This window comes from Nonomuraea sp. NPDC050153, from assembly GCF_044460125.1.
Lineage (GTDB): Bacteria > Actinomycetota > Actinomycetes > Streptosporangiales > Streptosporangiaceae > Nonomuraea.
In genome coordinates, this window is sequence record NZ_JBITJQ010000018.1 from 179038 (window position 1) to 205450 (window position 26413).

Here is a 26413-nt window from a genome sequence, read left to right on the forward strand (position 1 = left end):
CTTGCGCAAGGTGCTCGTCGCCAACCGCGGCGAGATCGCCGTCCGGATCGTCCGGGCCTGCCGCGACGCCGGCATCGCCTGCGTGGCGGTCTACGCCGACCAGGACCGCGACGCGCTCTTCGTGCGGATGGCCGACGAGGCGTACGCGCTGGGCGGCGCCACGCCGGGGGAGACGTACCTGTCGATCGAGAAGATCATCGAGGTGGCCGCCCGGTCGGGCGCCGACGCGGTGCACCCCGGGTACGGGTTCCTGGCCGAGAACGCCGATTTCGCCCGGGCGGTCATCGACGCCGGGCTGGTGTGGATCGGGCCGCCGCCCGCGGCGATCACCGCGCTCGGCGACAAGGTGCAGGCCAGGCACATCGCCCAGAAGGTCGGCGCGCCCCTGGTGGCCGGGACGGCGGACCCCGTGGCCGGGGTCGAGGAGGTGCTGGCGTTCGCGGCGGAGCACGGCCTGCCCATCGCGATCAAGGCCGCGTTCGGCGGCGGCGGGCGGGGGCTGAAGGTGGCCCGTACCCCCGAGGAGATCCCCGACCTGTACGACAGCGCCGTGCGCGAGGCCGTGACCGCGTTCGGGCGGGGCGAGTGCTTCGTGGAGCGCTACCTGGACCGGCCCCGCCACGTGGAGACCCAGTGCCTGGCCGATGCGCACGGCAACGTGGTCGTGGTCTCCACCCGCGACTGCTCGCTGCAGCGCCGCCACCAGAAGCTGGTCGAGGAGGCGCCCGCGCCGTTCCTCACCGCCGGCCAGGAGGCCCTGCTGCGCGACAGCTCCAAGGCGATCCTGCGCGAGGCCGGCTACGTCGGCGCCGGGACCTGCGAGTTCCTCGTCGGCCAGGACGGCACGGTCTCCTTCCTGGAGGTCAACACCCGCCTGCAGGTGGAGCACCCGGTCACCGAGGAGGTCACCGGCATCGACCTGGTGCGCGAGATGTTCCGCGTCGCGGCGGGGGAGGAGCTCGGCTACGGCGATCCGGAGCCGCGCGGCCACTCGATCGAGTTCCGGATCAACGCCGAGGACGCGGGGCGAAACTTCCTGCCCGCCCCCGGCACGATCACCGGCTGGCGCGCCCCCTCCGGCCCTGGAGTCCGCCTCGACGCCGGGTACGAGCAGGGCGAGACGGTGCCCGGCTCCTTCGACTCGCTGATCGCCAAGCTGGTCGTCACCGGAGCCACCCGCGAGCAGGCCCTGCAGCGTGCCCGCCGGGCGCTGGCCGAGTTCGGGATCGACGGCATGCCGACCGTGCTGCCGTTCCACCGGGCCGTGGTGGAACAGGAGGCGTTCACCGGTGAGCCCTTCACGGTGCACACCCGGTGGATCGAGACCGAGTTCGACAACCGGATCGCCCCCTATGACGGCGTGCCCGCCGAGGCTCCGGAACAGGGCGAGCGCGAGCGGATCACCGTCGAGGTGGCGGGCCGGCGGCTGGAGGTCGTGCTCCCCGCCGGGGCGGCGCGGCCGCGCGCGGCCGGCCCGGTTGCCCGGCGCGAGAAGCGGGGCGCCCGCGCGGCCAAGGCCGCCGTCAGCGGGAACGCCCTGGTCAGCCCGATGCAGGGCACCATCGTCAAGGTGCTGGCCGCCGACGGCGACGACGTGGCCGCCGGGGCCACCATCGTCGTCCTGGAGGCCATGAAGATGGAGCAGCCGCTCACGGCTCACAAGGCCGGGACCATCGTCGGCATGTCCGCCCAGGTCGGGGCCACGCTGGCGGCCGGCGCCGTGATCTGCGAGATCAAGGACCCGGCCTGACGGCCGCGCGCCGGCCGGCGGCTCAGCGCTTGAGGCGCAGCCCGCGCAGGAAGTTCCACAGCCCGCCGGTCCGGGCCGACGGCGCCCCGGCCTGGACCTCGCCCGCCGCGGACGGCGGCGCTGCGGACGCGTCGGGGCCGCCGATGGGGCGCTCGGTCACCGGTACGTAGCCGTCGGCGAGCTCGAACTGGACGGGCAGGGACCGTAGCGCGCGCATGAAGGGGGAGGAGCGCCAGGGCAGCTGGTCGGCCGGGAGCGCGAGCTTGATCTTGCTTAGCCGGCTGAAGAGCCGGCGCACCGCGATCGTCGCGATCTGGGTCGCCAGCCGGTGCCCCAGGCAGCTGTGCGGCCCGGCGCCCCACGCCAGGTGCGCGCGGGTGCTGCGGATGGCCTCGTGGTCGAGCGCCCCGGCGAAGCGCGGATCGGCGTGGGCGGCCGCGACGGAGAGCATCACCGGATCGCCGGTGGCGATCGTGTAGTTCCCCATCTTCACGTCGGTCTTCGGGAAGCGGAAGGTCAGGTTGGCCATCGGCGGCTTGAGCAGCGCGACCCGGTTGACCGTCTCGTCGATCGCGCCCACCGACAGGCTCGCCCGCACGTCCCGGTTGGAGACGACCTCGACGACGACGTTGCAGACCAGGCTGGCGGTGAAGTCGAGCAGGCCGGGCAGCATGAGCAGCTCGCGGGCCAGCTCGTCCAGCGTGAGGTCCGGAGCGGCCGCGATCATGTAGGAGGGCAGGTCCTCGCCGGGCCGGTCCCGCGTGGCGGCCGCGAGCTCCATCATGGCCGCGTACAGCCGCTCGAACGCCGCGCCGGCGTCGGGCCCGGCGTCGACCATCCGCCAGATGTCCATCACGACCTCTTCGCCGCGCGCCTCGGTGAAGCCGAGCATGCGGTTGGCGACCATCAGCGGGAGCGGCCGCGCGTACTGGGCGGCCAGGTCGGCCCACCCCGTGGGGCCATTCTCCGCCAGCAGGGCGATGAGGTCGTCGGCGTACTGCACGACGGCCTGCTCCAGCAGCTGGGCCTGCGGATGGGCGTGGTCCTGGAACGGCGCCAGCGCGTGGGTCCACGCGTCGCGCAGCCGGCGGTGCGCGGCCCCTTCGGCGAACGCCGAGTTGTTGATCTGGAACACCGGCAGCAGCGGCCAGTCCGCGGGAATCCGGCCCTCGACGTTGGCCCGCCACCTGTCCACGCTCTTGGTCCAGACGCCGCCCGAGTTCTGCAGGACGCGGAGCACCTCCTCGTAGCCGAGGACGAACCAGACCGGCACTCCGAGGACGTCGAGCGGGGCGACCGGGCCGTACCGCTTGCGCAGCCGCTCGTGGACGAAGGCGGGGTCCGCGTCGTAGTCCCTGGTCAGCAGCGGCTCAACGGACATCGACATCAGTGATTCTGCGGGCTGCTGGGGCCACGGGCCTCGGGTCACGGGGATGAACTACCTCTCTGGTTGCCGCCGCCCTCTGGGAGCTTTCGGCCGTTTCGCTCAAGAGATCTGAAAGCATCACGTAAAGCGCCAGTCATGGCAAGAGGGAAGTGTACGGCGTGTCCTGAATCATGGACGCTACGTGGTCCCGGCGGATCTGCTCAGGGTGGTTCACCGCGTGCCCGGCCTGAGGGGCGTGGACGAGCGGGCCGACCTCGACCTGCTGGGGCTCGGGAAGTTCAAAGACGTCCCCATCACCTGACCCCGTTCGGGCTCTGCTGTGGAGCATTGACGGGTTATGTCCTACTCTGGGGCTGCGAGGGGAGTACTTCCCAAGTGCCGATCCGGTCAGTACGGACGTACCATGCGTCCCCGGACGGCCGCCCGCTACCCCCGGGTGAAGGAGACCTCGAACGGCTGAGCACGTTCGAGGAGGTTCCATGTCCGCGGGGACATTTCTGGCTGCGCCCGATCAGGGCAGCATCGCGTCCGTCTCCCTGTGGGTGGCCACAGTGGCCGCCCTGCTCCTGCTGCTGGTGATCGACATCGTGTTGACCCGGCGTCCGCACGAGGTCCACATGCGCGAGGCCCTGGGTTGGTCCGCGTTCTACCTGGTGCTCCCGCTGGGTTTCGGCGCGTACCTGTGGGGCGTCTTCGGGGGCGGGGTGGCGGTGGAGTTCTTCACCGGATACGTGGTGGAGAAGTCGCTGTCGGTGGACAACCTGTTCGTGTTCATGCTGCTGCTGACGGCCTTCGCCGTGCCGCACGAGCTGACCCAGCGGGTGCTGCTGTACGGCATCATCGGGGCGCTCGTGCTGCGCGTGATCTTCATCGCGCTGGGGGCGGCGGCGCTGCAGAGCGGCACGTGGGCGTTCCTGCTGTTCGGGGCCGTTCTGATCGTCACCGCGGGCAAGGTGCTCAGGGAGGCGCTGAAGGGGGAGGAGCAGCACGTCGACGTCTCCTCCATGCGCAGCGTCCGGCTGCTGCGCCGGTTCGTCCCGGTCACCGCCGACTACCGCGGCTTCCGCCTGATGGTGCGCGAGCACGGCCGCCTGGCGATCACCCCGCTGGCCCTGGCCACTGTGGCGGTGTTCGCCACCGACATCGTCTTCGCCGTCGACTCGGTGCCCGCCGTCTACGGGGTGACCGAGGACCCCTTCCTCGTCTTCGCCACCAACGCCTTCGCGCTGCTGGGCCTGCGGGCGCTGTACTTCGTGCTGCGGGACGCGCTGGCCAAGCTGCGCCACCTCAACCACGGCCTGGCCGTCATCCTGGCCTTCATCGGCGTCAAGCTGGTCCTGCACTGGGCGCACGGCATCTGGGCGTGGGTGCCCGAGATCCCCACCCTCGCCTCGCTCGGCGTCATCGTCGGGGTCCTGCTCACCGTCACGCTCACCAGCCTGTACGCCGGCCGGGGCGCCGATTCGGCACCCGGAGGCGGCGACGAGGCCGAGCGGCCCAAGGCGCTGCAGCACGATCCGGCCGACCCGTGAGCCTCGCCCCCGTGCGCGGCGAGCCTTTCAGCCGCGCTCCTTCGCCGGCGTGGCGAGCCATTGCAGGAGCAGCGCCCGCTCGGCCTCGGTCAGCGCGGCCGGGCGGCCGGTGACCGGCAAGGTCGCCGGCCGAGGTGGTCGCCTTCCTCGCCGGCCCGGCCCGCTGGGTGAACGGCCAGATTCTTTACGCCAACGGAGGAGTCGCCTGACGCGAGCATTGACACCTAGTAGGCGATAAGTGGAACAATGCGCGTTTTGTGTTGTCGGATCGGTGACACTCCTGTCTCCTGATCGGAGCAGCGGGGGCTCCGGATCGAGGTGATGAATGTACGCGCGGCCGACGTACGACGTCGAAACGGTGATCGCCGCCAGGGCGGGCGACCGTGGCGCGATCGACGAGCTGGTCACGAGCCATCTGCCGCTCGTGTACAACATCGTGGGCCGCGCCATGAACGGCCACCCGGACGTGGACGACGTCGTGCAGGAGAGCATGGCCAGGGTCGTGACCGGCCTGTCCGGGCTGCGCGACCCCGGCAGCTTCCGCTCCTGGCTCGTCGCCGTCGCCCTGAACCAGGTACGCGAGTGGCGGCAGGCCCCGGGCGCCGCGCTGGCCGCCATCGACGAGGCGATGGGCCTGGCCGACGCGGCCTCCGACTTCGCCGCGCTCACCGTCACCCGGCTCGGCCTGTCCGGGCAGCGCAAGGAGGCCGCCGAGGCCGCCCGCTGGCTCGATGCCGACGACCGCGAGGTGCTCGCGCTGTGGTGGATGGAGGTGGCCGGCGAGCTGGCCAGGGCCGAGCTGGCCGCCGCGCTGGGGACGAACGAGCAGCACGCCGCCGTACGCGTCCAGCGCACCAAGCGCCGCCTGGAGACCGCCCGCACGGTGGTGCGCGCGCTGTCGGCCCGCCCGCGCTGCGCCGGGCTGGCCGCCGTGGCGGAGACCTGGAACGGCGCCCCGTCCGACCTGTGGCGCAAGCGGCTGTCGCGGCACGTGCGCGACTGCCCGGTCTGCGGCGAGCACCTCTCCGACCTGGTGCCCGCCGAGCGGCTGCTGGCCGGGCTCGGCCTGGTGGCCGTCCCCGCCGGCATCGCGGCCGGCCTGCTGGAGATCGCCCGTACGGCCGCCGCGCCCGCGCTCAAGGGCGGCCTGCTGGCCAAGGGCAAGGCGGCGGCGGGCTCGGCGCTGGCCACCAAGCCGATCGCGGTCACCGCGGCCGGCGCCACGCTGCTCGCCGGGGGAGCGGTGGTCGTCCAGACCCTCCTGCCCGACCCCGCGCCGCCCCGGCAGGCCACGCCCGCGGTCGTGTCGTCCTCGCCCGTGTCCTCACCACGGATCACGCCCACGTCCTCGCGCCGCCCGGCCAGGCCCGCGCGGAACCCGTACGGGCTGACGGTCGACGCGGTGGACCAGGCGCCGCCCAGGAACCGCCCGCCCGCCCCGCTGCCCAGGCGCCCCGGCGGCACGGTCGCCATCGGCGGCAAGCACGGATACTCCCGGTACGGCGGGGCCCCGTCGATGACCCACCGGGGCGACTACGTCACCATCACCGGCCGCGGCTACGTCCAGGTCCGCTGGGGCATCCTCTACCGCAACCGCGTCGGCGCCTTCCTGCCCGCGACCTGGACCGGGCTCAAGGGCAAGCTGTTCCACGTCGCCTCGGGCGGCGGCCGGCGGATGGACGACGAACAGGCGCCCGGCGTGACCTGGATGGGCTCGCCCGAGACCGGCTTCGTACGGCTGCCGCGCGGGCAGCAGCAGATGTGGCAGAACGAGTTCTACTACCTCGACGGCCGGGTCACCTTCCGCAACAACGAGAGCGGCACGGACATCGACCTCACCGTCGCGCCCAAGACCTGGCAGGAGGTCTGGGCCGACATCTCGGCCGGACCCGACCCGGCCAGGGGCATCGTCCGGTACGGCCTGACCCGCGACACCGGCGACGACCGCGCCCCCGTCCCCCAGTACGCCACCAGGGCGGCGAACCCGGAGCGGGTCCCGCAGCGGAGCCGGGTCTGAGATTTGTGTTATCCGGACTCATCGCGGCGGTCTCCTGTGACGAGAGTGACCCCTGAGGAAGGATCTCCATGACCACGCAGCCCTCCCGCCGGAGCGTGCTGATGGCGGCCGCGACCGCGGGCGCCGCCGCCGTACTGCCCGCCGCACCCGCGGCCGCGGCGGCCTTCAAGCATCCCGGCCTGCTGCACACGCAGGCCGACTTCGACCGGATGCGGGCCCAGGTGAACGCCGGCGCCCAGCCGTGGAAGGCCGGCTGGGACAAGCTGACGGCCAACGGGCGCTCCAAGAGCACCTGGAAGCCGCGCCCGCTCGAGACGGTGGTCAGGGGCGGCACGGGCGCGAACCACGTCCAGCTCGCCATCGACGTGGCCGCCGCCTACCAGAACGCGCTGCGCTGGAAGATCAGCGGGGAGAAGGCGCACGGCGACGCCGCCCGCGACATCCTCAACGCCTGGTCGGCCGCGCTCAAGGCGGTCACCGGCAACGCCGACCGCTACCTGGCGGCCGGGATCCTCGGCTGGCAGCTCGCCAACGCCGCCGAGATCATGCGCGGCTACCCCGGCTTCGACCTCGATCGCTTCACGAAGATGCTGCTGACGGTCTTCTACCCGATGAACGACCGGTTCCTGAGGCAGCACAACGACGCCTGCGTCACCAACTACTGGGCCAACTGGGACCTGTGCAACATGGCCTCAGTGCTGGCCATCGGCATCCTCTGCGACGACCGCGCCAAGGTCGACCAGGCCGTCGAGTACTTCAAGCACGGCAAGGGCAACGGCTCCATCATGAACGCGGTCCCGTTCCTGCACCCCGGCGGGCTCGGCCAGTGGCAGGAGAGCGGCCGCGACCAGGGCCACACCAGCGTCGGCGTCGGGTGGATGGGCGTCATCTGCGAGATGGCCTGGAACCAGGGCATCGACCTGTACGGCTACGCGGACGACCGCTTCATGAAGGGCGCCGAGTACGTGGCCAAGTACAACCTGGGCGAATCGGTGCCGTTCACCACGTACGAGTGGGGGCAGGGCACGACCTGCGTCCAGCGGCAGCAGACTGAGATCTCCGCCGCCGGGCGGGGCGCCGCCGATCCGGTCTGGGCGCTGCTCCTCAACCACTACGGGGTGCGACGGGGGCTGGCGGTGCCGTACATCGAGGCGTTCAGCAAGCGCGTCGCCCCGGAAGGGGGCGGCGGGGACTACGGCGGCTCCAAGTACGACCACCTCGGCTTCGGCACCCTGACCTTCACCCGCGCCACCGCGACGAGCGGCGGCGGGCTGCTCGCCACGGGGGTGTCCCGGGTGTTCCGGCCGGTCAACCGGCCGGAGGCGTACATCCAGGCCACGGGCCGGATCGGGACGGAACCGGTCACCCTTCGCGTCGTGCCCGGTCTGGACGACGCCAGGGCCTACTCCTTCGTCGACCCCGCCGGCCGTTACCTGCGGCACCGCGACTTCCTGATCCGCTTCGAGGCCGGCGACGGGACCGCCCTCTTCCGGCGCGACGCCACCTTCCACGCCCGCCCCGGCACGACGGAGGGCTCGGTACGCCTGGAGTCCGTCAACTACCCGGGCCGTTTCGTCCGCCACCGCGGGGAGCAGCTGCGCCTGGACAAGACCGAAAACACATCCCTCTTCCGCGCCGACACCTCCTTCCGCCCCACCCCACCCTCCTGACCCCCTGCACCTGCCTCAAGGGACCTCGGCCGAAGTGCGGTCCGTACTTCGGCCGAGGTCCTTTCGGGGGGTGAGGAAGGGGGCGACGGCGGCTCGGCCCCGTGCGTGGTCAGTCGGTGTGGGCGTACTGGGCGGCCTGGAGGCGGTACATCGCGGCGTACGAGCCCCCGACGCGCATCAGGCCCTCGTGGGTGCCGTGCTCCACGACCTTGCCGGCCTCGAACACGTAGATGCGGTCCGCGCGCGTCACCGAGGTGAGGCGGTGGGTGATGAGGATGACCGTGCGACCGATGGCGGCCAGCCCCGCGACCTTGTCGAAGATCTCGATCTCCGCCCTCGGGTCGAGCGCCGAGGTCGGTTCGTCGAAGACCAGTACGGACGCGTCCCGGAACCACGCGCGCCCCAGCCCGATGCGCTGCCACTGCCCTCCCGACAGCTCGGTCCCGCCCATGAACTCCCGGGCCAGCAGCGTCTCCCAGCCGTCGGGGAGGGACGCCACCACGGTGTCCGCGCCGCTGGCCGCCCCGGCGCGCCGCAGGCGTTCGCGGTCATCGGCCCGGTCGGCGCGGCCGAGGGCCAGGTTGACGCGGGCCGTGGCGGGCCAGCGGGCGAAGTCCTGGGCGACGAGGGCGATCCGGTCGAAGACGCTCCGGCGGTTCAGGAGCTCGATGGGCACGCCGCCCCAGCTGACGCTGCCGCCGGTCGGCAGGTAGAGCCCGGCCAGCAGCTTGGCCAGGGTGCTCTTGCCGGAGCCGTTGGCGCCGACGAGGGCCACGATCTCGCCGGGCAGGATCCGGACGCTGACGCCGTCGAGCGCGGGCCGGGTCTGCCCGGGGTAGGCGAAGGTGAGGTTGTCGGCCCGGATCTCGACGGGGTGCGCGGGAAGGGGCACGGGTCCGCTGCGCAGGCGCTGGCGGCCGGCCTCCTCGCAGGCGCGTTCCCACTCCAGGACGAACAGGCCCTGCTCGTACACCTGGTTGATCGACATCACCAGGCTGGTCAGGCCCGCCTTCGCGGTGCGGATGGCCAGGACGGCGGCCCCGGCGGCGGCGAGCGGGATGGCGTCGGCGATCAGCAGCCCCGCCAGAGTGGCGTACGTGATCGCGGTCGCGACGCCGGAGACGGCGTCCCCGGCGAGCGCGAGGCGGGCCTCGTCCTGGCCCAGCCGGGCCTGCTCGCCCTCGGCCAGCGAGGAGAGCCGGCCGTAGTGCCCGAGCAGGAACGGGCCCGCGCCATGGGCGCGGATCTCGGGCGCGACGTCGGGACGGGTGAGCAGCCCGCTGAGCACGTCGAGCTGCCGGGTGAGCTCCAGCTGCCGCTTGACGGAGGCGAAGCGGGCGCGGGCCGAGCGTACGGCGCTCCAGCCCTTCGGCACGACCGTGGCCAGCAGGAGCGGCAGGAGCAGCGGATGGAGCACCCCGAGCACGCTCCCGACGGCGAGCAGGGTGGTGAGGCCGGCGAGCAGCTGGGCCGCCTGCGTGATCACGATGCGCGCGGAGCGGGTGCCCTGCCGGGCGGCTTCGAGGAGGTTGTGGAACCCCGCCTCCTCCAGCGCCGCCAGCTCCGCGCCGGCGGCCCCCTCCAGCAGGCGCGTGTAGGCCAGGCGCTCGATCTTGGGCCCGAGGCGGCTGACCGCCGCCTTGCTGATCGCCCGCATCACGCTGCCGGTCGCCGCCGCACCGGCCATCGCGGCGAGCGCGGGGACCCCGGCCGCGATCCGTTCGGCCGTCGGGCCGCCGGTCATGAGGGGCACGAGCACCCGGTACGTGGCCAGCAGCGTGACCACCGTGGCCACCCCGCCGAGGAGCTCCGCGACCAGTACGGCGACGAGGGCCCTCGGCGCCGCCTGCCGCGCCAGCCGCACCGCGACGGAGATCAGGCCGGGCAGCTCGCGCACCATCGACACGAAGCCGGTACGCAGCCCCGCCCCTTCGTGCCTGAGCTGCCCGAACGACAGGCGGATGCCCCGGCCGAACAGCGGGTCGCGCCCGGGGACCCCGCGGACCGAGGCGTCGTGGGCGCCCGCGCGATGCCGCCCCATCAAGCCGCCAGGAACATGGACGCGGCCTCCAGGTCACCCGTCACGGCCAGCAGCGCCAGGGCGATCCCCGCCGCGCCGTTGAGCAGCCCGGGACCGGCCACGTCGAAGCCGAGCGGCAGGCGGCTGTCGTAAGCGGCGCACAGCCGGTCGAACAGCAGCTCCACCGCCGCTCCGAACCCGTCGCCCGCCGCTCCGGGCTCGGCGCCCGCCGCCTTCTCGTCCCGCCCGCCCGCCGCTCCGGACCCGTCGCCCGTGAAGGTCGCCGTCATCAACATCAGCCCGGCGAGCCCGTGGCACACGCCGAGCGAGTCCAGCCCCCACCCGTCCGGGGCGTCGAGCAGCTCGGCCATCGCGTCGCGGGCGGCGCGGCGGTAGCGCGGCTCGTCCAGCGCCTCCCCGGCCAGCCACAGCGCCCGCGCCACGCCCGGCACCCCGTAGCACCACGACGCCCGCCGCGGCGACGGGTACGCCTGCGCGCCGTCCACGCCCGCGGGCCACGCCGTCCCCCACTCGTCCCGCACCGCCGCGCCGAGCAGCCACTCGGCCAGCCTTTCCACGGCGGGCCGCGCGATCTCCTCGGCCTGCCCGCTGAGCAGCGACAACACGGCGAGCGGCCCGGCTACCCCGTGGGCCAGGCCGCAGTCGGCGTAGCCGTCCCCGACGGACCAGCCCGGCGGGATCCGGCGCATGGGGAACGGCGGGCACGCCGAGGCGCCCCGCGCGAGCTCGCGGGCCACGGCCTCCAGACCGGCGGACGGAGATCTCATGAGCAGGTAGACACCGGCGCCCGCCGTACCGTCGATGAGATCGTGGCCCGCCACGGGCCTCACCGCCGCGTCCAGCCGCCCGAGCACCTTGCCGTAACGGCCCGCGCGCCGCCCCATCAGCGCCGTCGCGACGCCGAATCCGGCGAGCCCGCCGGAGAAAAGGCCGGCCGTTCCGCCCGGTCCGGTAAATGTGCCGTCCTTAAGAATATGATGGCCGGACACGTCCCATTCTGAATTCGGCGCCAGGCCATCCAGCGCCGCATAAAGCGGGACGAGTCCGAGTTTTCCGCGCGCCAGCGAATCGGGCCACCGGTCCGGCGCCGGAGAAAGGGATTCCGGCCGGGCCAGGCGGGCCGCCACCTCTTGCGCGATGGCCAGGGCGGCGGCCCTCCGTGCACCTGCGATCAGACGCAACGGCCGGGCGCCTTGGCCCCGTACGTGGGCGAACACGTGCCGCAGTCCTGCGTGCCGTAGCACGTCCCGCTCCACGAGACCTGGGTGCCGCAGGTGCTGTCGGTGCCGCTGCAGGCGTAGATCGGCGGCACGGCGCCGGACTCCACGACGAGCTCGATGTCGAGGTCGAACACGTCCTCACTGAGGTCGATCTGGGCCACTGGGCTCATATCGTCTGCCTTTCTTCGTCGATTTCCCTCGTAAGAGTTGATCGGGGAGTGACCCTACAGAGCGGACGGCCTCGAGACCGCCGTTTCGAATAACTTGGAAGGGTTTTACGGGAGCGAAAATGCGATGGTACGGTCCTCAGTCAACCCGGACACAGATAAGGGGCAGCGGGTGACCGACAAGGCAGGATTCATCGCCGCCGACTTCGCGTTGCTGCGGATGGGCGCGCTCCCGGCGGCGCGCGGGCAGGGGACGCGGAGCGACCACGGCGACCCGGCGGGATACCTCCGGACCGTCACCGCCGACCCCCTGGTCAGGGAGGCGATCGCGGTCTCCAGCCCGTCGCTCGCGCACACGCTCGACGCCGTGCACGAGGGTCGCCCGGTCGAGCCGAAGAAGTTGCGCCGCGCCGTCGTCTCCGCGACCCGCTACGTGCTGCGCATGGCCACCAGGCCCACCCCGTTCGGCCTGATGGCGGGGGTGGCGGCGGCCCGCTTCGACGACTCGGCCAAGGCCAGGATCGGCGTGCACCACCAGAAGGGGGTGCGCCCCGACACGGCCTGGCTGCTCGCGCTGATCCGCGACCACGAGCGCGACCCCGAGGTGCTCCGGCGGTTGCGGGTCGTGCTCAACGACCTGTGCTTCGCCCGCGGCGACCGGCTGGCCCTGCCCTACCTCCCGCAGGACGGCGAGGGCGCGGCGCTCGAGGTGTCGGTCCGCCTGACCGCCCTGGTCCGCGTGGTGATGGAGCGGGCGCGGCGGCCGGTGCTGTTCGGCGAGCTGGCGGACCAGCTCCGCGCGGCCTTCCCGCAGGGGACGCGCGAGCAGGTGGAGGGCGTGCTCGCGCAGTTCGTCGAACGTACGGTGCTGCTGACCGAGCTCGTTCCCCCCGACGACGCCCCCGACCCGATCGCGCACGTCGCGAGTCGGCTCCCGCATGACGAGGGGCTTGAGGCGGTCTCCGCGGCGTTGCGCTCGTACACCGAGCCCGCGCCGGGCGAGGGGCTGCCCGCCTGGAACGACCTGCTCGGCGCCACCAAACGGGCCACCAGGCGGTTGCGCCCCGAGCACCACGCGCCGCACGTGGACCTGAAGCTCGACGTGGACGTGCGGCTCCCGCGCGAGGTGGCGGCCGAGTTCGGGTCGATGGCCGGCGTCCTGACCCGCATCACCCCGCCCGACCAGGGCTCCGACCACCTGCGCCGCTACTTCGAGGAGTTCGTGACGAGGTACGGCACCGCCCGGCTCGTCCCCGTCAAGGAGCTGCTGGACCCCGAGTTCGGGCTGGGCGCCCCGGCCGGCTACCGGGCCTCCGAGCGCGCGGACGCCGACCCCGAGGGGAACCGCTACCGCGACAAGGTGCTCGGCGAGCTGGCCCAGGGCGCGGTCTTCGACGGCGTGCGCGAGGTGGAGCTGGACGACCACACCCTCGCCCGGCTGGCCACCGCGGACGACGGGCGGCTGCCCGAGGTGCTGGAGATCGGCGCCCACCTGCTGGCCGACTCGGCGGAGGCGCTGGACCGGGGCGACTTCCGGCTGGTGCTGGCGAACATGCCGATCTCGCGCCGTGGCGGGGCCATGAGCGGGCGGTTCACGTACCTGCTCGGCGAGCTGCGCGACCAGACGGCGCGGCTGTGGCGCGAGGCCGAGGGTGGAGGCGCGGTGCCGGCGCAGGTGACGTTCCAGCCGGCGTGGTCGCGGATCTCGAACGTGGCCCGCGTGCCGACCCTGGCCGACCGCACGCTGCCCATCGGCCGGTACGCCGACCGCGGCGACCCGTCGGTGCTCACCCTCGACGACCTGGCGGTGGGGGCCGCCGGCGAGCGGCTGTTCCTGTTCTGCCCGCGGCTCGACACGGAGATCGTGCCCGCCACCCTCCACATGCTCGTCGTCCCCCGCGTCGCCCTGGAGCTGGTCCGCTTCATCTACGAGCTGGGCGAGGACCGGCACCGGGCGTGCAAGGGGTGGGACTGGGCCGGGGCGGGCGGCGTCCTGCCGTTCCTGCCGCGCGTGCGCCGCGGCCGTACGATCCTGGCCTCGGCCATCTGGCGGCCCGCCGCCGAGCTCAACGACAGGAAGGCGCCGGACGCCGACTGGGACCGGAGCTTCGACGCCTGGCGCGAGCGGTGGCAGGTGCCCGACGAGGTCTACCTGACCAACGGCGACAACCGCGTCGGGCTCGACCTCGACGCCCCGCTGCACCGCCGGATCCTGCGCGACGAGCTGGCCCGCAGGCCGAGCACCCTGCTGGTGGAGCCGCCGGGCGGCAGCGGGTTCGGGACGGGCTGGCTGGGCGGCCACGCCAACGAGCTGGTCGTGACGCTCCGCTCGGCCGCGCCGGAGCCCGCGGTGCGCACCTCGGCCCGCGCGGGGACGCCGGTCGTGCGGCACCACCCCGGCGGCGAGTGGCTGTTCGCCAAGCTGTACGCCTCGGCCGACCGGCACACGGACCTGCTCAGGCAGCGGCTCCCCGTGCTGCTGGACGCGCTGCCCGGGGGAGTGGACCGCTGGTTCTTCATCCGCTACTTCGATCCCGGCGCCCATTTGCGCCTGCGCTTCCACGGGAATCCGGCCCTGCTCCAGCGCGACGTGCTGCCCCTGGTGCACGACTGGGCCGCCGACCTGTGCCGGGCCGGGCTCGCCCGCACCATTCAGCTCGACACGTACGAGCCGGAGATCGACCGGTACGGCGGGCTGGAGGCGCTGGAGGCGGCCGAGCGGGTGTTCACGGCCGACAGCGAGGCGGTGCTGGCACAGCTGCGCCTCCAGCTTGACCTGCGCCCGGAGCTCCTCGCCGCGGCCAACTACGCCGACCTGGCCCGGGCCTTCCACGGGCCGGGGTGGGAGGACCGGCTGCTGGCCGCGTACCCGGTGGACGAGCACCATCGCGCGTTCCAGGCGATCAGGCGCAGCGCCGTCGAGGTCGTCGGCGGCGCGGGCCTCGACCCGCGGCTGGAGGAGATCTGGCGGGCCCGCAGGCCGGCGGTGACCGCGTACGGCGAGCTGATCCGCTCGCTGGAGCGCAGGTCACCCCTCCAGGCGCTGCTGCACATGCACCACAACCGGCTGGTCGGCGCCTCCAAGACCGCCGAGGGCGCCTCGTACGCCATCGCCCGCGGCGCCGTCCAGGCCCTGCGCGACCGGGCGAGGCACGGGCGATGACGGAGACGGCGGAGATCGTCGAGGAGGTCGCGCGGCGGCTGGCCGACCCCGTCGAGGTGGCCCGGGTGGCCTCGGCCAACCAGGACCGCCTCCTCGACGGCCGCCGGTCGCTGGTCTGGCACGCGATGTCGCTGAACGAGGGCTATCTCGGGGTCGCGCTCCTGCACAGCGAGCTCGGCCGCCGCGAGAGCGCTCACGCCTTCCTCGCCGCCGCGGCCGCGTCCCAGGCGGGGCGGCACGGGCTGACCGACGGGCTGCCGGCGCTGCTGTTCGCGACCAGGGCGGCGGTGACCCGGCCGGGCGACTACGCCGGGCTGCTGGCCCGCGCCGAGCCGGCCGTGCGGGAGCTGATCAAGCAGCGCGCCGAGGAGGAGACGCGCCGGGGCGAGGTGCGCTTCAGCGCGTACGACGTCATCGAAGGGCTCACCGGCCTGGGCCGCCTGGCGCTGTCGTACGGCGACACGGAGCCGCTGGCGTACCTGATCGCCCTGACCGAGCCGCGCTCGGAGGGCGTCCCCGGCTGGCTGGTGCCGCACGCCTCCGTCAGGGGCGCGCCCGCCGGCGAGGGCCACTTCAACCTCGGCCTCGCCCACGGGATCCCCGGCCCGCTGGCCCTGCTCGCCATCGCCCACCGCGAGGGCTTCCGGCTGCCGGGTCAGGAGGTGGCGATGGAGCGCATCGCGACTTGGCTGCTCGAATGGGCGCACGACGGCTCCTGGCCGCCCGTCGTCCCCCTGCGGCAGCAGCTCGAACGGGCCGTCCCCGCCGGGCCGCCCATCCGGCCCGCGTGGTGCTACGGCGCCGCGGGCGTCGCCCGCGCCCTCTTCCTGGCGGGACAGGCGCTCGACCGGCCGGAGTGGCGGGAGGCCGCCGTGCGCGGGCTCCGCACGGCACTCGCCAGGCCCTGGGACGAATGGGGCATGGTCGACGCGGGCCTCTGCCACGGCTGGGCCGGGATGCTCCACGTCACCTGCCAGGTGGCGCGGGAGACCGGCGACGAGGCGCTGCTCGAAGCGGCCGACGGGCTGGCCGGGCGGGTCGCCGGCGAGTTCCGCCCCGAGTTCCCGTTCGGCTTCCGGTATTCCGGGACGGGAGGCGTCGAGGTGGCCCCGGACCGCGTGGGGCTGCTCGAAGGAGCGGCCGGGATCGCGCTCGCGCTGCACCACCACGCGACCGGCCGACCGCCCGCGACGGGCTGGGACGCCGCCCTGCTGCTCGACTGACATGTGAGGAGATGGATCATGCTGAGCCTCGCGGACCTCGTGGGCGACGAATTCCCGGCCCGGCGGGCGGTCTTCCGGCCGGGCGCGGTGCCGGACCCCGGCGAGGTCGCCTCCGTGGCGGACATCGACCGCGTCCTCACCGGCAGCGGCCTGCGGGCGCCCGGGATCCGCGTGGTCAAGGACGGGTCCGTCATCCCCTCGGCCCGCTACACCTCGCCGTCCACCTTCGGCTACGCCGGTCTCGACGACGTGGTCGATCCGGGCAAGGTGGTCCAGCTCTACCGCGAGGGCGCGACGCTCGTCCTGGGCACCGTGAACCTCCTGCTCCCACGCCTGCACGAGCTCTGCAAGACCGTCGAGCGCGACGTCGGGCACCCCGTGGACGCCAACGTCTACGTCGCGCCGCCGGGCGCGCGGGCGTTCGACGTCCACTGCGACGCCCAGGACATCATCGTGATCCAGGCGCACGGCGCCAAGCAGTGGACGTTGTTCGACGACATCGTGCCGAACCCCGGCATCGGGAAGCTCGTCGCCACGGAGGGGGACGGCGCCACGTACGAGCTGCGCGCGGGCGACGTGCTCCACGTCCCGCGCGGGATGCCGCACCTGGTGCGCACGGCCGCCTCCGCCTCCGTCCACGTCACGATCAGCGTCAACACCCTGACCTGGGCGGACCTGCTGAAGGGGTTCGTCACCGACCTGCTGCGCTCCGACGAGTACGCCGCGGCGCTGCCCATGGGCACCGGCCTTGCCGAGCGCGTCCAGCCCATGGTCAGGCAGTACGCCGACCGCCTCGCGGCGGCGCTGACCGAGGCGGCCACCGCGCCCGCCGTCCACGAGATGATCTACAGCAGGCCCGCCTTCGGGGAGGCGCACCAGGCCGGCCTCTTCAGCCAGGCGCTGCTCGGCGCCTCGATCGGGCTGTCCGACCGGATCGCGCTGCGTCCCGGCACGTGGCCGCTGATCGGCGAGGAGCGGGTCAAGGCCGGCGACCGGACCTTCCGCGTGCCGGGCGCGGTCACGGCGGCCTGCGCGCTCCTCGCGAGCGGCCCCGTGAAGGTCGGCGAGCTCTCCGGGAACCCCGCCGAGGCCGTCAAGATCGCTCAGGCTCTGGTCGAGCTCGGTCTGTGCGCGCCGCCCGCTCCCTGAGCACGGTCTTCTGGATCTTCCCCGTGGAGGTCTTGGGCAGCTCGCAGAAGGACACCGCCTTGGGCGCCTTGAAGTGCGCGATCCGCCCCCGCACGTGCTCGATCAGCTCGTCCTCGGTGGTGCTGGCCCCGGTGGCCAGGCTCACGTACGCGACGGGCACCTCGCCCCAGTGGGCGTCGGGCCTGGCGACGACGGCGGCCTCCTCCACCGCCGGATGGCTCACCAGGGCGTTCTCCACCTCGACCGAGGCGATGTTCTCGCCGCCTGAGATGATCACGTCCTTCGCGCGGTCCACCAGCCGCACGTAGCCGTCGGGGTGCAGCACCGCCAGGTCGCCGGTCCGGAACCAGCCGTCGGGCGCGGCCCGGGCCGTGGCCTCGGGGTCGCGGTGGTAGCCCACCATGACGTCGTTGCCGCGGACCGCGATCTCGCCGATCGTGGCGGCGTCGGCCGGCACGTCGCCGCCCTTCTCGTCGACCACCCTGATCCGCTGGGCGATCACGTTGGCCACGCCCTGCCTGGCGGTCAGGCCGGCCAGCTCGCCGACGTCCAGGACGTCCCACTCGGGCTGCGGCTGGCAGATCACCGCGGGTCCGTACGTCTCGGTGAGCCCGTACAGGTGGATCACGTCGATCCCCGCCCGCAGCGCCCGCCCGAGCAGCACGGGGCTCGGCGGCGCGCCGCCCACGCAGGCGAGCAGCCGCGGTTCGAGCGGGTCGGTCGGCGCGGCCGGGTGGGCCAGCAGGGACGTGAGCACCGTCGGGGCGCCGCACAGGTGGGTGATCCGCTGCTCGTGGATCAGCCGCCAGGCGTGGCCCGGCTCCACCTTGCGCAGGCAGACGTGGCGGGCGCCGGCCAGGGTCACCGCCCAGGGGAAGCACCACCCGTGGCAGTGGAACATGGGCAGCGTCCACAGGTAGCCGCTCGCGGCGTCGAGCCGGGTGTGCATGGCCATGGCCAGGGCCTGAAGGTAGGCGCCCCGGTGGTGGTACACGACGCCTTTCGGCCGCCCGGTCGTCCCGCTCGTGTAGTTGATCGACAGCGGTGACAGCTCGTCCGCCACCGGGACCAGCCGCGGTTCGGCCCCGGCCAGCAGCGACTCGTACTCGGCGCCCTCGCACACCGGTCGCGGCCGGGAGCCGCTCGCCTCCGACGCGGCCCGCGCCAGGCCGGCGTGCTCGGCGTCGTGCAGCAGCACGGACACCTCGGCGTGATCGAGGATGTAGGCCAGCTCGCCGGGCGACAGCCGGATGTTCATCGGCACCAGGATCGCGCCCGCCGCCGGCACGCCGAACGTCGCCTCCAGCAGCAGGTGCCCGTTGGCGCTCAGCGCCGCCACCCGGTCGCCCGGCCGCACGCCGGTCGCGGCCAGCCCGCCGGCCAGCCGCCGGACCCGCTCCCACAGCTCGGCGTACGTGAACGCGACCTCCCCGTCCACGACCGCGAGCCGCCGCGCGAACACGGTCGCCGACCGTTCGAGAAAGCTCGTCGGGGTCAAGGGCTCGAACGACAGACCGGACATCGATCCTCCCGTCCTCCGTGCATTGATCGTCGCACGCGGGCACCGAAGGGGGCTAGGTTGAGCACCGAGGAGAAGGAGGCGACATGCGCACGACGCTGCCCGCGGCGCTGCTCCTTCTCCTGTCGTGGTTCCTGCCGGCCTCCGCCCACGCCCAGGTCGCCTCGCACGTCGTGGCGGTGCACGCGAGGGTCCAGGAACCCGCGGGGCTCCAGCGGGAGCCGTACCGGGATGTCGTGGGCCAGGCCCGGCACGGCCTGCTCGGCACCGCCGGGACCGCGGGGCCGGCCGTGCTGCCGTCGGCCCTGCCGCTGCCGCGGCGGTCCTGGGTGGCGCTGGTCGCGTGCCCGGCCGCCGACGTCCCCGCCGACCGCCGCCCGGCGGCGGCCCCGGCGCGGGGGCCTCCCTCCACAGAGTGCTGAAGATCCCCATTCCGCACATCTGAGCCTGTGGAGGCTTCCATGTCCCGTGCGCCTGTTTGGCGTGCGGTGACGGCCCTTGCCGTCATCGCGATCTCCTCGATCCTCGCCCTCGTCAGCGCCCCGCGTCTGGGCCTTGACCTACGCGGGGGCACCCAGCTCGTCTTCGAGACGAGAGACTCTCCCACCGTCAAGGCCGACTCGGCCGCCACCGACCGCGCCCTCGACGTGCTCCGCCAGCGGGCGGACGCGCTCGGCGTGGTCGATCCCACCCTGGTCCGCTCCGGCGAGCGGCGGATCATCGTCGAGCTGCCCGGAGTGCTCGACCCGCGGCAGGCGGCCGAGGTCATCGGCCGTACCGCGCAGTTCGCCTTCCACCCCGTCCTCGGCGACGACGGAAGCGTACGCGACGAGCACGGCGGGCGGCTGCGGCTCGGGCCCGCCGCCATCACCGGCGACGGCATCACCGACGCCGTCGAGCGGAACGATCCCCAGCGCGGTCCCGGCTGGTGGGTGAGCATCGACTTCCGCGACGCCGCGGCCTGGCAGCGGATGAGCGGCGCGGCGGCGTGCGAGCAGGCGGGCGATCCCAGGCGCCGGATCGCGATCGTGCTGGACGACGAGGTCATCTCCTCGCCGCCGCTCGACCCGTCGATCCCCTGCCGTACCGGCATTCCCGGCGGGAGCGCCGACATCACGGGCTCGTTCACCTACGACGAGGCCCGCGACCTGGCCGTGCTGATCAAGGGCGGCGCGCTGCCCGTGCCGCTCTCCCTCGTCGAGCAGCGCACGGTCGGCCCGACGCTCGGCGCGGCGGCCATCGAGGCGAGCGCCAAGGCGGCGGTCGCCGGGCTGGCCCTGACGGCCGCCTTCATCGTGGCCGTCTACCGGATGTCCGGGCTGCTCTCGACGATCGCGCTCGCCTGCTACGGCCTGATCTCCTACGCGGCGCTGGTGGCGATGGGGGCGACGTTCACGCTGCCGGGGCTGGCCGGGTTCGTGCTGGCGATCGGCATGGCCATCGACGCCAACGTGCTGGTCTTCGAGCGGGCCAGGGAGGAGTACGCCCAGGGGCGCGGCCGGGGGCTGAAGGCGGCCCTCGACCGGGGGTTCAGGAACGCCTGGAGCGCCATCGCCGACTCCAACGTCACCACCCTCATCGCCGCCGGACTGCTGTTCTGGCTGGCCTCGGGGCCGGTCAAGGGCTTCGGCGTGACGCTGGCCGTCGGCGTGCTGGCCTCGCTGGTCTCGGCCATGCTGATCACCCGCGTGCTCGCCCACGCCGTCATCGGCAAGGTCGGGCCGCGCCTGTCGGGCCTGGGCTCACCGGGAGCCGTACGGACCTGGCTGGCACGCAGGAATCCCCAGCTCATGAAGGCCAGGAGGCTGTGGCTGGCGCTCGCGGGCGCGCTGGTCGCGGCGGCCGTCGCCGGGCTGCTCGCCCGCGGGCTGAACTTCGGCGTGGAGTTCACCGGCGGGCGGCTCGTCGAGTTCGCCACCGCCAAGCCCCTGTCGGCCGACGCCGCCGGGCAGGCCGTCTCGCGTGCCGGGTTCCCCTCGGCGGTCGTGCAGTCGAGCGGCGACGGCGTCACCGTACGCGCCGGGCGGCTCGGCCTGGACGACGTGGCCAGGATCGAGCAGGAGCTGGAGCGGCAGGCGGGGGAGGTGACGAAGCGGAGCGAGGAGTTCGTCGGCCCGAGCCTGGGCCAGGAGCTGCGCCGCAACGCCCTCGTCGCGCTCGGCGTGGCCGTGGCCATGCAGCTGGCCTACCTTGCGGTCAGGTTCAGGTGGACGTTCGGCGCGGCGGCGGTGCTGGCGCTGCTGGTGGACGTGACCGTGGTGGCCGGCATGTTCGCGTGGCTCGGCAAGCCGGTCGACGGGATCTTCCTGGCCGCGATGCTGACCATCGTCGGCTACTCGGTCAACGACAAGGTGGTGGTCTTCGACCGGGTACGCGAGCTGTGGTCGACCGGCGGCCCGTTCGCCACGTCGGTGAACTCGGCGATCCTGCAGACCATGCCGCGCACGGTCAGCACCGGCCTCGGCGCGCTGTTCATCCTGGTCGCGCTCATGGCCTTCGGCGGAGACTCCCTGCGGGACTTCGCGCTGGCCCTGGTGACCGGGATCGTGACGGGCACGCTGTCGTCCGCCTTCGTGGCCGGGCCGCTGGCCGTCTGGCTGGCCCGGTTCGACCCGAAGCCGCCTCCCGGGCCGCCGGTCAAGCGCCGGCGCGTCTCGGGGGCCGTGGTCTGAGCCCCCGGTGAACGGGGTCGCCTGTGGTGGCCCCGTTCACCGGGGTCGACGCCTCACGTCCGGCACAGGAGCACCGCGATGTCGTCCATGCGCTGCTCGGCCTCGGCCGTGGCCTGCTTGATGAGCGACTCCGCCAGGTCGTGCAGGGGCTGGCCGGACGAGGGCGTGAAGCGCTCCGCCAGGTCGTCGATGGCCTCGCCGATGCTGCGCCCCGGCTCCTCGATGAGGCCGTCGGTGTAGAGGGCCAGGACGGAGCCGGGCGGCATCGGCAGCTCCGCGGTGACGTACTCGGTGTCGGGTTCCACGCCGAGCAGCAGCCCGGGGGACGGGTCGATGGCCTCGGTACGCCAGCCGGGCCGGCCGAACAGCGGCGGCAGGTGCCCCGCGCTGGCCAGGCAGGCGATGCGCTTGCGCAGGTCGATGTTGACGTACAGGCAGCTCGTGAAGCGGTCGGGGGCCAGCTCGCAGAGCAGCCGGTTGGTGCGCGCGAGCACCTCGCCGGGGCTGGCCCCGGAGGTGGCGTAGGCGTGGATGGCGGTGCGCGCCTGGCCCATGAGGGCGGCCGCGGTCACGTCGTGGCCCTGCACGTCGCCGATGACCGCCGCGGCCATGCTGTCGCTCAGGCGGATGAGGTCGTAGAAGTCGCCGCCGATGTCCATGCCGGGCGTGGCGGGCAGGTAGTGGGCGGCCAGCTCGAGGCCGGGGATCTCGGGCAGAGTACGCGGCAGCAGGCTTTTCTGCAGGGTCTGGGCGAGCTGGTGTTTGACGTCGTACAGCCGGGCCCGCTCGTACGCCTGCGCGATCAGCCCCGCGAGCGCCGTCAGCGTGGCCCGCTCGTTGGGATAGAACTGGTGCGGCCGCTTGTAGGCCAGGACGCACGTGCCGATCGGATGACCCGAGATGATCAGCGGCAGGAAGGCCCAGGCGGACATGTCGTCCGAGCGGACCGCGCACGGGTGCGCCCGGCGCAGGTCGTCCCACGTGGAGTAGAACGCCGGCTGGCCGGCGTCGAAGGAACGGCTGGCCGGGTCGGGCGGGGTCACGGGGCGGCCGTCGAAGTCCTGGATGGCCTGCCGGCTGTAGCCGCGCGAGGCGTCCACGCGCAGCCGGCCGCCCTTCGAGGTCAGGATGGCCAGCGCCTGAACGTTGTAGACGGGCATGATGTGGTCGGCCACCAGGTCGACCACCTCCTGCGCGGTCACCGCCCGCGAGAGCTTGGTCGCCAGGTGCAGGACCTCGTGCATCGCGATGTTCGGGGACGACCGCTCGGCGCCGGCCACCAGGTGGCCCGGGCCGCGGGCGCCGACGGCCGGCGTGATGCGCACGGTGATCCCGGACAGGCCGGGGAAGAGCCGGAACGACAGCTGCCCTCCGGCGGGGTTGGTCGCCGTGAAGTGGGTGACCTGGCGGCTGACCATCGCGCGGCGGTAGGCGTCCTCGTACGCGGGGTCGTTCATCCACGGCAGCGCCTCGCCCAGGCGTTTGCCGAGCAGTTCGGACGCGGAGCTGAGCAGCAGGTCGGCGGCCGGGGCGGTCAGGAGGGTGACGCGGCCGGTCGCGTCCAGCGAACCGTAGCCCTCGGGCAGCCGGTTCAGGCAGTCGAGCGCGATCAGGTCGGCCCGCGGGTCGGTCTTGCGCATCGGGTCCAGCACGCGGGGCCGCGGCCCCGGCTTGATCGGCGGGCCCTGCTCGGCCGTCTGCCGGAGCACCTCGGCCATCCGGGTGGCGACGTCCTCGATGAGGTCGAGCTGGCGCTGGGTCAGCCGGGTCACCCGCCCCGCCGGCCACAGCAGCACCATGCCGCCCCAGACGGTGCCGCCGGAGATGAGGGGGAAGGCGGCGGTCGCGAAGTCGTACGGCACGGACAGCGCCGACGACGGGAACTCGCGTGCCAGGCCCTCCCTGTCCGCGACCCAGACCAGCCGCTGCTCGCGCACCGACACGGTGATCGGGGCGGAGTCGTTCGTCCTGACCCTGGCCCACGCCTTGGCGATCATGGGGGGAAGCCCGAGGTGGCTGTCCATCCTCAGGACCTCGCCGTCCTCGTCCAGGAGGTACAGGTGGCCGATGTGCGCCCGCGTGCTGACGACGGCTTCGACCAGCAGTTCGTCCAGGTGGGACGAACCGGTCACCGGGGCGACGTTTCCCTGCACCGCCTCAGCCCGTCTCGCTCACAGCGTGCGAGCGCCCGAATCGTCTGAAACCTCGCATATGGGCAGAATACACGCATGCATGTAGCTCATTGCTTACGATGCGCCAGGGCGTAGATCTAGGGGAGGGGTGCTGAGGAAGATCTCGCTTGACGTGTTTGCGAAATGTTCGTCATGAAGTGGCCGTCCCGGTCGGGGATTCTTGAAGCACCCCGCGATCAGGCGGGCAGCGTGACGGCTGGGCGTTGAGCGGCTCCAGGTCGATGTCGCCGGCGTCGGACAGCCAGCGGCGCATCCACAGCGCGGGCACCTCAGGATGCTCGGCGCACAGATCGATGTACCCGTCAGATCCGCAGCGGCATGCAGTCCGTCGCTTGATCGGCAAGCACGGGTAAAAGTAACCCAAACGCCCTTGTCAGGCCCTCAACGGCCACCGTCCACCCCGCGACGCACGACGCGCCGTTGTCGATGGACGCCACGCCGCGCCCCCGACAGGCGCCCCCGCTGGGCCCCCTGCGCAGGCGGGCGATGCTCGGTGCCGCGTCGGCCCCTGCGCAGGCGGCCTCGGGTCAGATCTGGATGAAGTCCGCCTCCAGCAGGTGGGCCAGGGACTTGATCTCGGCGGCGCGGTGGCCGGTGCCGAGGGCCCAGTGGTGGGACATGCCGGTGGCGCTCCAGTCGTCGGTCCACTCGCCCGGGTCCCGGCCGAAGTCCACGCGCGACGTCGTGTTCCCGATCTGCAGGTGCGGCCCGTCCACGGTCTCGCCCTCCGAGGCCACCAGGGCGAAGCGGCCGTCGCGGCGCTGGATGATCCCGAACGCCGTCACCGGCCCGTGCTTGACGTCGAACTCCACGGAAACGCCCCACCCCCGCTTCCCGTGGTAGACGCCGAGCCCGCGCAGGAGCGGCCTGCGGGCGCTGATGGCCAGGTGGGCGGGACCGTCGTGCCCCATCTCGACGTGGCCGCGGTGGAAGTCCAGGGCCTGGAGCTCGGTGAACGACCCGCCCGCGCCCAGCCGGTCCATGATCAGCATGGCCAGGCTGGTGCGCAGCTCGTACTCGCCCGCTGCCGGGATGCCGCGCGCGGTGAGCAGGGACGCGCCCAGGATCATCCCGGCGCCCAGCCGCTCGTGCGTCTCGCCGTCCAGGCCGCGGTGGTAGTACGCCAGGCTGTCCAGCGAGAAGTCCTCGACCAGCCGGTCCAGGCCGACCGAGACGCGGCAGGCCCACTCCAGGTCGGTGCCGTTGACGGTGTCGGCCAGTTCGAAGATCTTCTCGGTCTCGGCGCGCTTGGCGGCGACCTCGGCGTCCGTGACCTTCTCCACGCGTACCCGAAGATCGTCGAACTCCAGCACCTCGACGTGACCGCCGAAGTTCGCCGAGACGAGCGTGAGGTCGGTGGAGACGTCCAGCATGCCGGGGTAGAGGTGCCCCATCAGGCCGTGGCGGCCGTGCCGCAGGGCCGCGCGGGCCCCGGCGGCGCGCACCCAGCTCGTGATGCGGGCCCAGGCGCGCTCGTCCTCCAGGTAGCCCGACACCGAGCGGAACGGGATGCCGCACCGCTGGAAGGCGTTGGCCATCTCGGGGAGCGGGCAGGCGCCGCAGTAGGCGAGCCACTGGCCGGTGTCGAACGTGGCGTGGTCCATCGACTCGGTCGGCTGCAGGTTGATCAGCAGCACGGGAGCGCCGCTGCGCTGCGCGATGGGCACGAGCATGGTGGCCGTCATGTACGTGGTGAGGAACCCGACGATGAGGTCGCAGTCCGCGGCCCGCAGTTTCTCGGCCGCCACCGCGCCCTCCTGGGCGTCGGAGATGAACCCGACGTCCACGATCTCCGCGTCCAGCTCGCGCATCCGTTCGGAGACCCGGTCGGCCGATCGCTGGAGCTGGGGGAGGAGGTCGGGGAACTGCGGCCAATATGCGCCGAGCCCGCCGGCGACCAGTCCGACACGGGTCTTCGTCTTGCTTGCCACGGTGATGCCCTCCTGGGGGTTAAGGGAGGATGCCGGGGGAGTTTCGGACAAAAGTATAGATCTTTTCCAAAACCCCACCAGAGGCGTCAAGGGTGGAGCGTGCGGTTCAGGAAGTCCACGACCGTGCGGTCGTTTCGCCGTGAAACTTGGCAGGGACTTGGAACCGGCCGGTACCATCTGCCATATGCCCGTACCCAAAGGCGCGTCCCTCGACCCCGTCCAGACCCGGGCGACGATCCTGCGCGCCGCCACCGGCCTGCTGTACGAGCGCGGCCTCGACGGCATCGGCGTGGCGGAGCTGTGCGCGACCGTCGGCGCGTCCAAGGAGACCCTCTACCGGCACTTCGGCTCCAAGGACGGGCTGGTCCAGGCGGTCCTCGAAGCCCGCAGCGACCAGGTCGTGCGCTGGCTGCGCGAGGCGGCGCAGGCGGCGGGCGACGACCCGGCCGACCGGCTCGCCGCGGTGTTCGACGCGCTCGCCACCTGGTACGCCGAGCCCGCCTTCCGCGGCTGCGCGATCGTCAACGCCTCCACCCAGTGGCACGACGGCGTCCCGCGCACCGTCGCCGCCCGGCACCTCGACCGCCACCTCGACCTGCTGACCGGCATCGCCCGCCGGGCCGGCGCGCGGGACCCGGAGGTCCTGGGCAGGCAGCTGCTGATGTTGGTCGAGGGCGCCACCGTGCTCGCCGACCACCATGGCGCGCGCGACGCCGCCGCCACGGCCAAGCAGGCGGCCCTCGCCCTGCTGCGGCAGCAGGGCGAGGGCGTGTCCTGATC

The 26413-nt window shown here is 73.2% G+C and carries 17 protein-coding genes; 10 read left to right on the top strand and 7 right to left on the bottom strand.

Annotation, left to right across the window (positions count from 1 at the left end):
- Position 1: 1 nt before the first annotated feature.
- Positions 2-1750, top strand: a complete 1749-nt coding sequence (locus tag ACIBQ1_RS36210; protein WP_397283875.1) for an acetyl/propionyl/methylcrotonyl-CoA carboxylase subunit alpha — start codon at positions 2-4, stop codon at positions 1748-1750.
- A gap of 22 nt (positions 1751-1772) precedes the next feature.
- On the opposite strand, the gene ACIBQ1_RS36215 is transcribed toward ACIBQ1_RS36210, so the two are convergent.
- Positions 1773-3137 (bottom strand): cytochrome P450, encoded by a 1365-nt coding sequence (locus tag ACIBQ1_RS36215; RefSeq protein ID WP_397283824.1) that lies wholly within the window; start codon positions 3135-3137, stop codon positions 1773-1775.
- A 479-nt stretch (positions 3138-3616) separates the two neighbouring features.
- Here ACIBQ1_RS36215 and ACIBQ1_RS36220 point away from each other — a divergent pair, with 479 nt between their 5' ends.
- From ACIBQ1_RS36220 to ACIBQ1_RS36230, 3 genes are all read left to right on the top strand, one after another.
- Positions 3617-4669, top strand: coding sequence for a TerC/Alx family metal homeostasis membrane protein (locus ACIBQ1_RS36220; protein WP_397283825.1), 1053 nt, complete (start codon positions 3617-3619; stop codon positions 4667-4669).
- Between the two features lie 325 nt (positions 4670-4994).
- Complete coding sequence (locus tag ACIBQ1_RS36225) at positions 4995-6686, top strand: RNA polymerase sigma factor (protein WP_397283826.1); 1692 nt, start codon at positions 4995-4997, stop codon at positions 6684-6686.
- Between the two features lie 68 nt (positions 6687-6754).
- Positions 6755-8356 carry an AbfB domain-containing protein gene (locus tag ACIBQ1_RS36230; RefSeq protein ID WP_397283827.1) on the top strand — a complete coding sequence of 534 codons (1602 nt, stop codon included), beginning with the start codon at positions 6755-6757 and terminating at the stop codon, positions 8354-8356.
- A gap of 109 nt (positions 8357-8465) precedes the next feature.
- On the opposite strand, the gene ACIBQ1_RS36235 is transcribed toward ACIBQ1_RS36230, so the two are convergent.
- From ACIBQ1_RS36235 to ACIBQ1_RS36245, 3 genes are read right to left on the bottom strand one after another with little or no spacing between them, the layout of a single operon-like run.
- Positions 8466-10397 (bottom strand): ABC transporter ATP-binding protein, encoded by a 1932-nt coding sequence (locus ACIBQ1_RS36235; RefSeq protein WP_397283828.1) that lies wholly within the window; start codon positions 10395-10397, stop codon positions 8466-8468.
- Positions 10397-11653, bottom strand: coding sequence for a lanthionine synthetase LanC family protein (locus ACIBQ1_RS36240; protein ID WP_397283829.1), 1257 nt, complete (start codon positions 11651-11653; stop codon positions 10397-10399). The genes ACIBQ1_RS36235 and ACIBQ1_RS36240 overlap by 1 nt, the downstream gene beginning before the upstream one ends.
- On the bottom strand, positions 11569-11787 hold the full coding sequence (locus ACIBQ1_RS36245; protein WP_397283830.1) for a hypothetical protein: 219 nt from the start codon (positions 11785-11787) through the stop codon (positions 11569-11571). Before ACIBQ1_RS36245 ends, ACIBQ1_RS36240 begins: the two co-directional genes overlap by 85 nt.
- A 169-nt stretch (positions 11788-11956) precedes the next feature.
- Between ACIBQ1_RS36245 and ACIBQ1_RS36250 the strand changes: the two genes are divergently transcribed.
- From ACIBQ1_RS36250 to ACIBQ1_RS36260, 3 genes are read left to right on the top strand one after another with little or no spacing between them, the layout of a single operon-like run.
- Complete coding sequence (locus tag ACIBQ1_RS36250) at positions 11957-14947, top strand: lantibiotic dehydratase (protein WP_397283831.1); 2991 nt, start codon at positions 11957-11959, stop codon at positions 14945-14947.
- Positions 14944-16170, top strand: a complete 1227-nt coding sequence (locus ACIBQ1_RS36255) for a lanthionine synthetase C family protein (RefSeq protein ID WP_397283832.1) — start codon at positions 14944-14946, stop codon at positions 16168-16170. The genes ACIBQ1_RS36250 and ACIBQ1_RS36255 overlap by 4 nt, the downstream gene beginning before the upstream one ends.
- Before the next feature lie 18 nt (positions 16171-16188).
- The gene (locus ACIBQ1_RS36260; protein WP_397283833.1) at positions 16189-17319 is read left to right on the top strand and encodes a JmjC domain-containing protein; all 1131 of its coding nucleotides are present in this window, start codon (positions 16189-16191) and stop codon (positions 17317-17319) included.
- On the opposite strand, the gene ACIBQ1_RS36265 is transcribed toward ACIBQ1_RS36260, so the two are convergent.
- Positions 17264-18841, bottom strand: a complete 1578-nt coding sequence (locus tag ACIBQ1_RS36265; RefSeq protein WP_397283834.1) for an AMP-binding protein — start codon at positions 18839-18841, stop codon at positions 17264-17266. The genes ACIBQ1_RS36260 and ACIBQ1_RS36265 overlap by 56 nt on opposite strands.
- Before the next feature lie 83 nt (positions 18842-18924).
- Here ACIBQ1_RS36265 and ACIBQ1_RS36270 point away from each other — a divergent pair, with 83 nt between their 5' ends.
- Together ACIBQ1_RS36270 and secD are read left to right on the top strand one after the other, a co-directional pair.
- Positions 18925-19260 carry a hypothetical protein gene (locus ACIBQ1_RS36270; RefSeq protein ID WP_397283835.1) on the top strand — a complete coding sequence of 112 codons (336 nt, stop codon included), beginning with the start codon at positions 18925-18927 and terminating at the stop codon, positions 19258-19260.
- Between the two features lie 39 nt (positions 19261-19299).
- The gene (gene secD, locus ACIBQ1_RS36275; protein ID WP_397283836.1) at positions 19300-21510 is read left to right on the top strand and encodes a protein translocase subunit SecD; all 2211 of its coding nucleotides are present in this window, start codon (positions 19300-19302) and stop codon (positions 21508-21510) included.
- Positions 21511-21563: 53 nt separating this feature from the next.
- On the opposite strand, the gene ACIBQ1_RS36280 is transcribed toward secD, so the two are convergent.
- Together ACIBQ1_RS36280 and ACIBQ1_RS36285 are read right to left on the bottom strand one after the other, a co-directional pair.
- Positions 21564-23642, bottom strand: a complete 2079-nt coding sequence (locus ACIBQ1_RS36280) for a SpoIIE family protein phosphatase (RefSeq protein ID WP_397283837.1) — start codon at positions 23640-23642, stop codon at positions 21564-21566.
- Positions 23643-24229: 587 nt separating this feature from the next.
- Entirely contained in the window at positions 24230-25633 is a 1404-nt protein-coding gene (locus ACIBQ1_RS36285; protein ID WP_397283838.1) for an arabinose isomerase, read from the bottom strand.
- Between the two features lie 184 nt (positions 25634-25817).
- Between ACIBQ1_RS36285 and ACIBQ1_RS36290 the strand changes: the two genes are divergently transcribed.
- Positions 25818-26411 carry a TetR/AcrR family transcriptional regulator gene (locus ACIBQ1_RS36290; RefSeq protein ID WP_397283839.1) on the top strand — a complete coding sequence of 198 codons (594 nt, stop codon included), beginning with the start codon at positions 25818-25820 and terminating at the stop codon, positions 26409-26411.
- Positions 26412-26413: the final 2 nt, after the last annotated feature.

Excerpts from the sequence above, each read along its gene's own strand:
- ACIBQ1_RS36270 (WP_397283835.1), top strand. The coding sequence starts at position 18,925 with ATGCGCACGACGCTGCCCGCGGCGCTGCTCCTTCTCCTGTCGTGGTTC.
- secD (WP_397283836.1), top strand. The coding sequence starts at position 19,300 with ATGTCCCGTGCGCCTGTTTGGCGTGCGGTGACGGCCCTTGCCGTCATC.
- ACIBQ1_RS36245 (WP_397283830.1), bottom strand. The coding sequence starts at position 11,787 with ATGAGCCCAGTGGCCCAGATCGACCTCAGTGAGGACGTGTTCGACCTC.
- ACIBQ1_RS36290 (WP_397283839.1), top strand. The coding sequence starts at position 25,818 with ATGCCCGTACCCAAAGGCGCGTCCCTCGACCCCGTCCAGACCCGGGCG.
- ACIBQ1_RS36225 (WP_397283826.1), top strand. The coding sequence starts at position 4,995 with ATGTACGCGCGGCCGACGTACGACGTCGAAACGGTGATCGCCGCCAGG.
- ACIBQ1_RS36215 (WP_397283824.1), bottom strand. The coding sequence starts at position 3,137 with ATGTCGATGTCCGTTGAGCCGCTGCTGACCAGGGACTACGACGCGGAC.
- ACIBQ1_RS36220 (WP_397283825.1), top strand. The coding sequence starts at position 3,617 with ATGTCCGCGGGGACATTTCTGGCTGCGCCCGATCAGGGCAGCATCGCG.
- ACIBQ1_RS36265 (WP_397283834.1), bottom strand. The coding sequence starts at position 18,841 with ATGTCCGGTCTGTCGTTCGAGCCCTTGACCCCGACGAGCTTTCTCGAA.
- ACIBQ1_RS36255 (WP_397283832.1), top strand. The coding sequence starts at position 14,944 with ATGACGGAGACGGCGGAGATCGTCGAGGAGGTCGCGCGGCGGCTGGCC.
- ACIBQ1_RS36235 (WP_397283828.1), bottom strand. The coding sequence starts at position 10,397 with ATGGGGCGGCATCGCGCGGGCGCCCACGACGCCTCGGTCCGCGGGGTC.
- ACIBQ1_RS36260 (WP_397283833.1), top strand. The coding sequence starts at position 16,189 with ATGCTGAGCCTCGCGGACCTCGTGGGCGACGAATTCCCGGCCCGGCGG.
- ACIBQ1_RS36230 (WP_397283827.1), top strand. The coding sequence starts at position 6,755 with ATGACCACGCAGCCCTCCCGCCGGAGCGTGCTGATGGCGGCCGCGACC.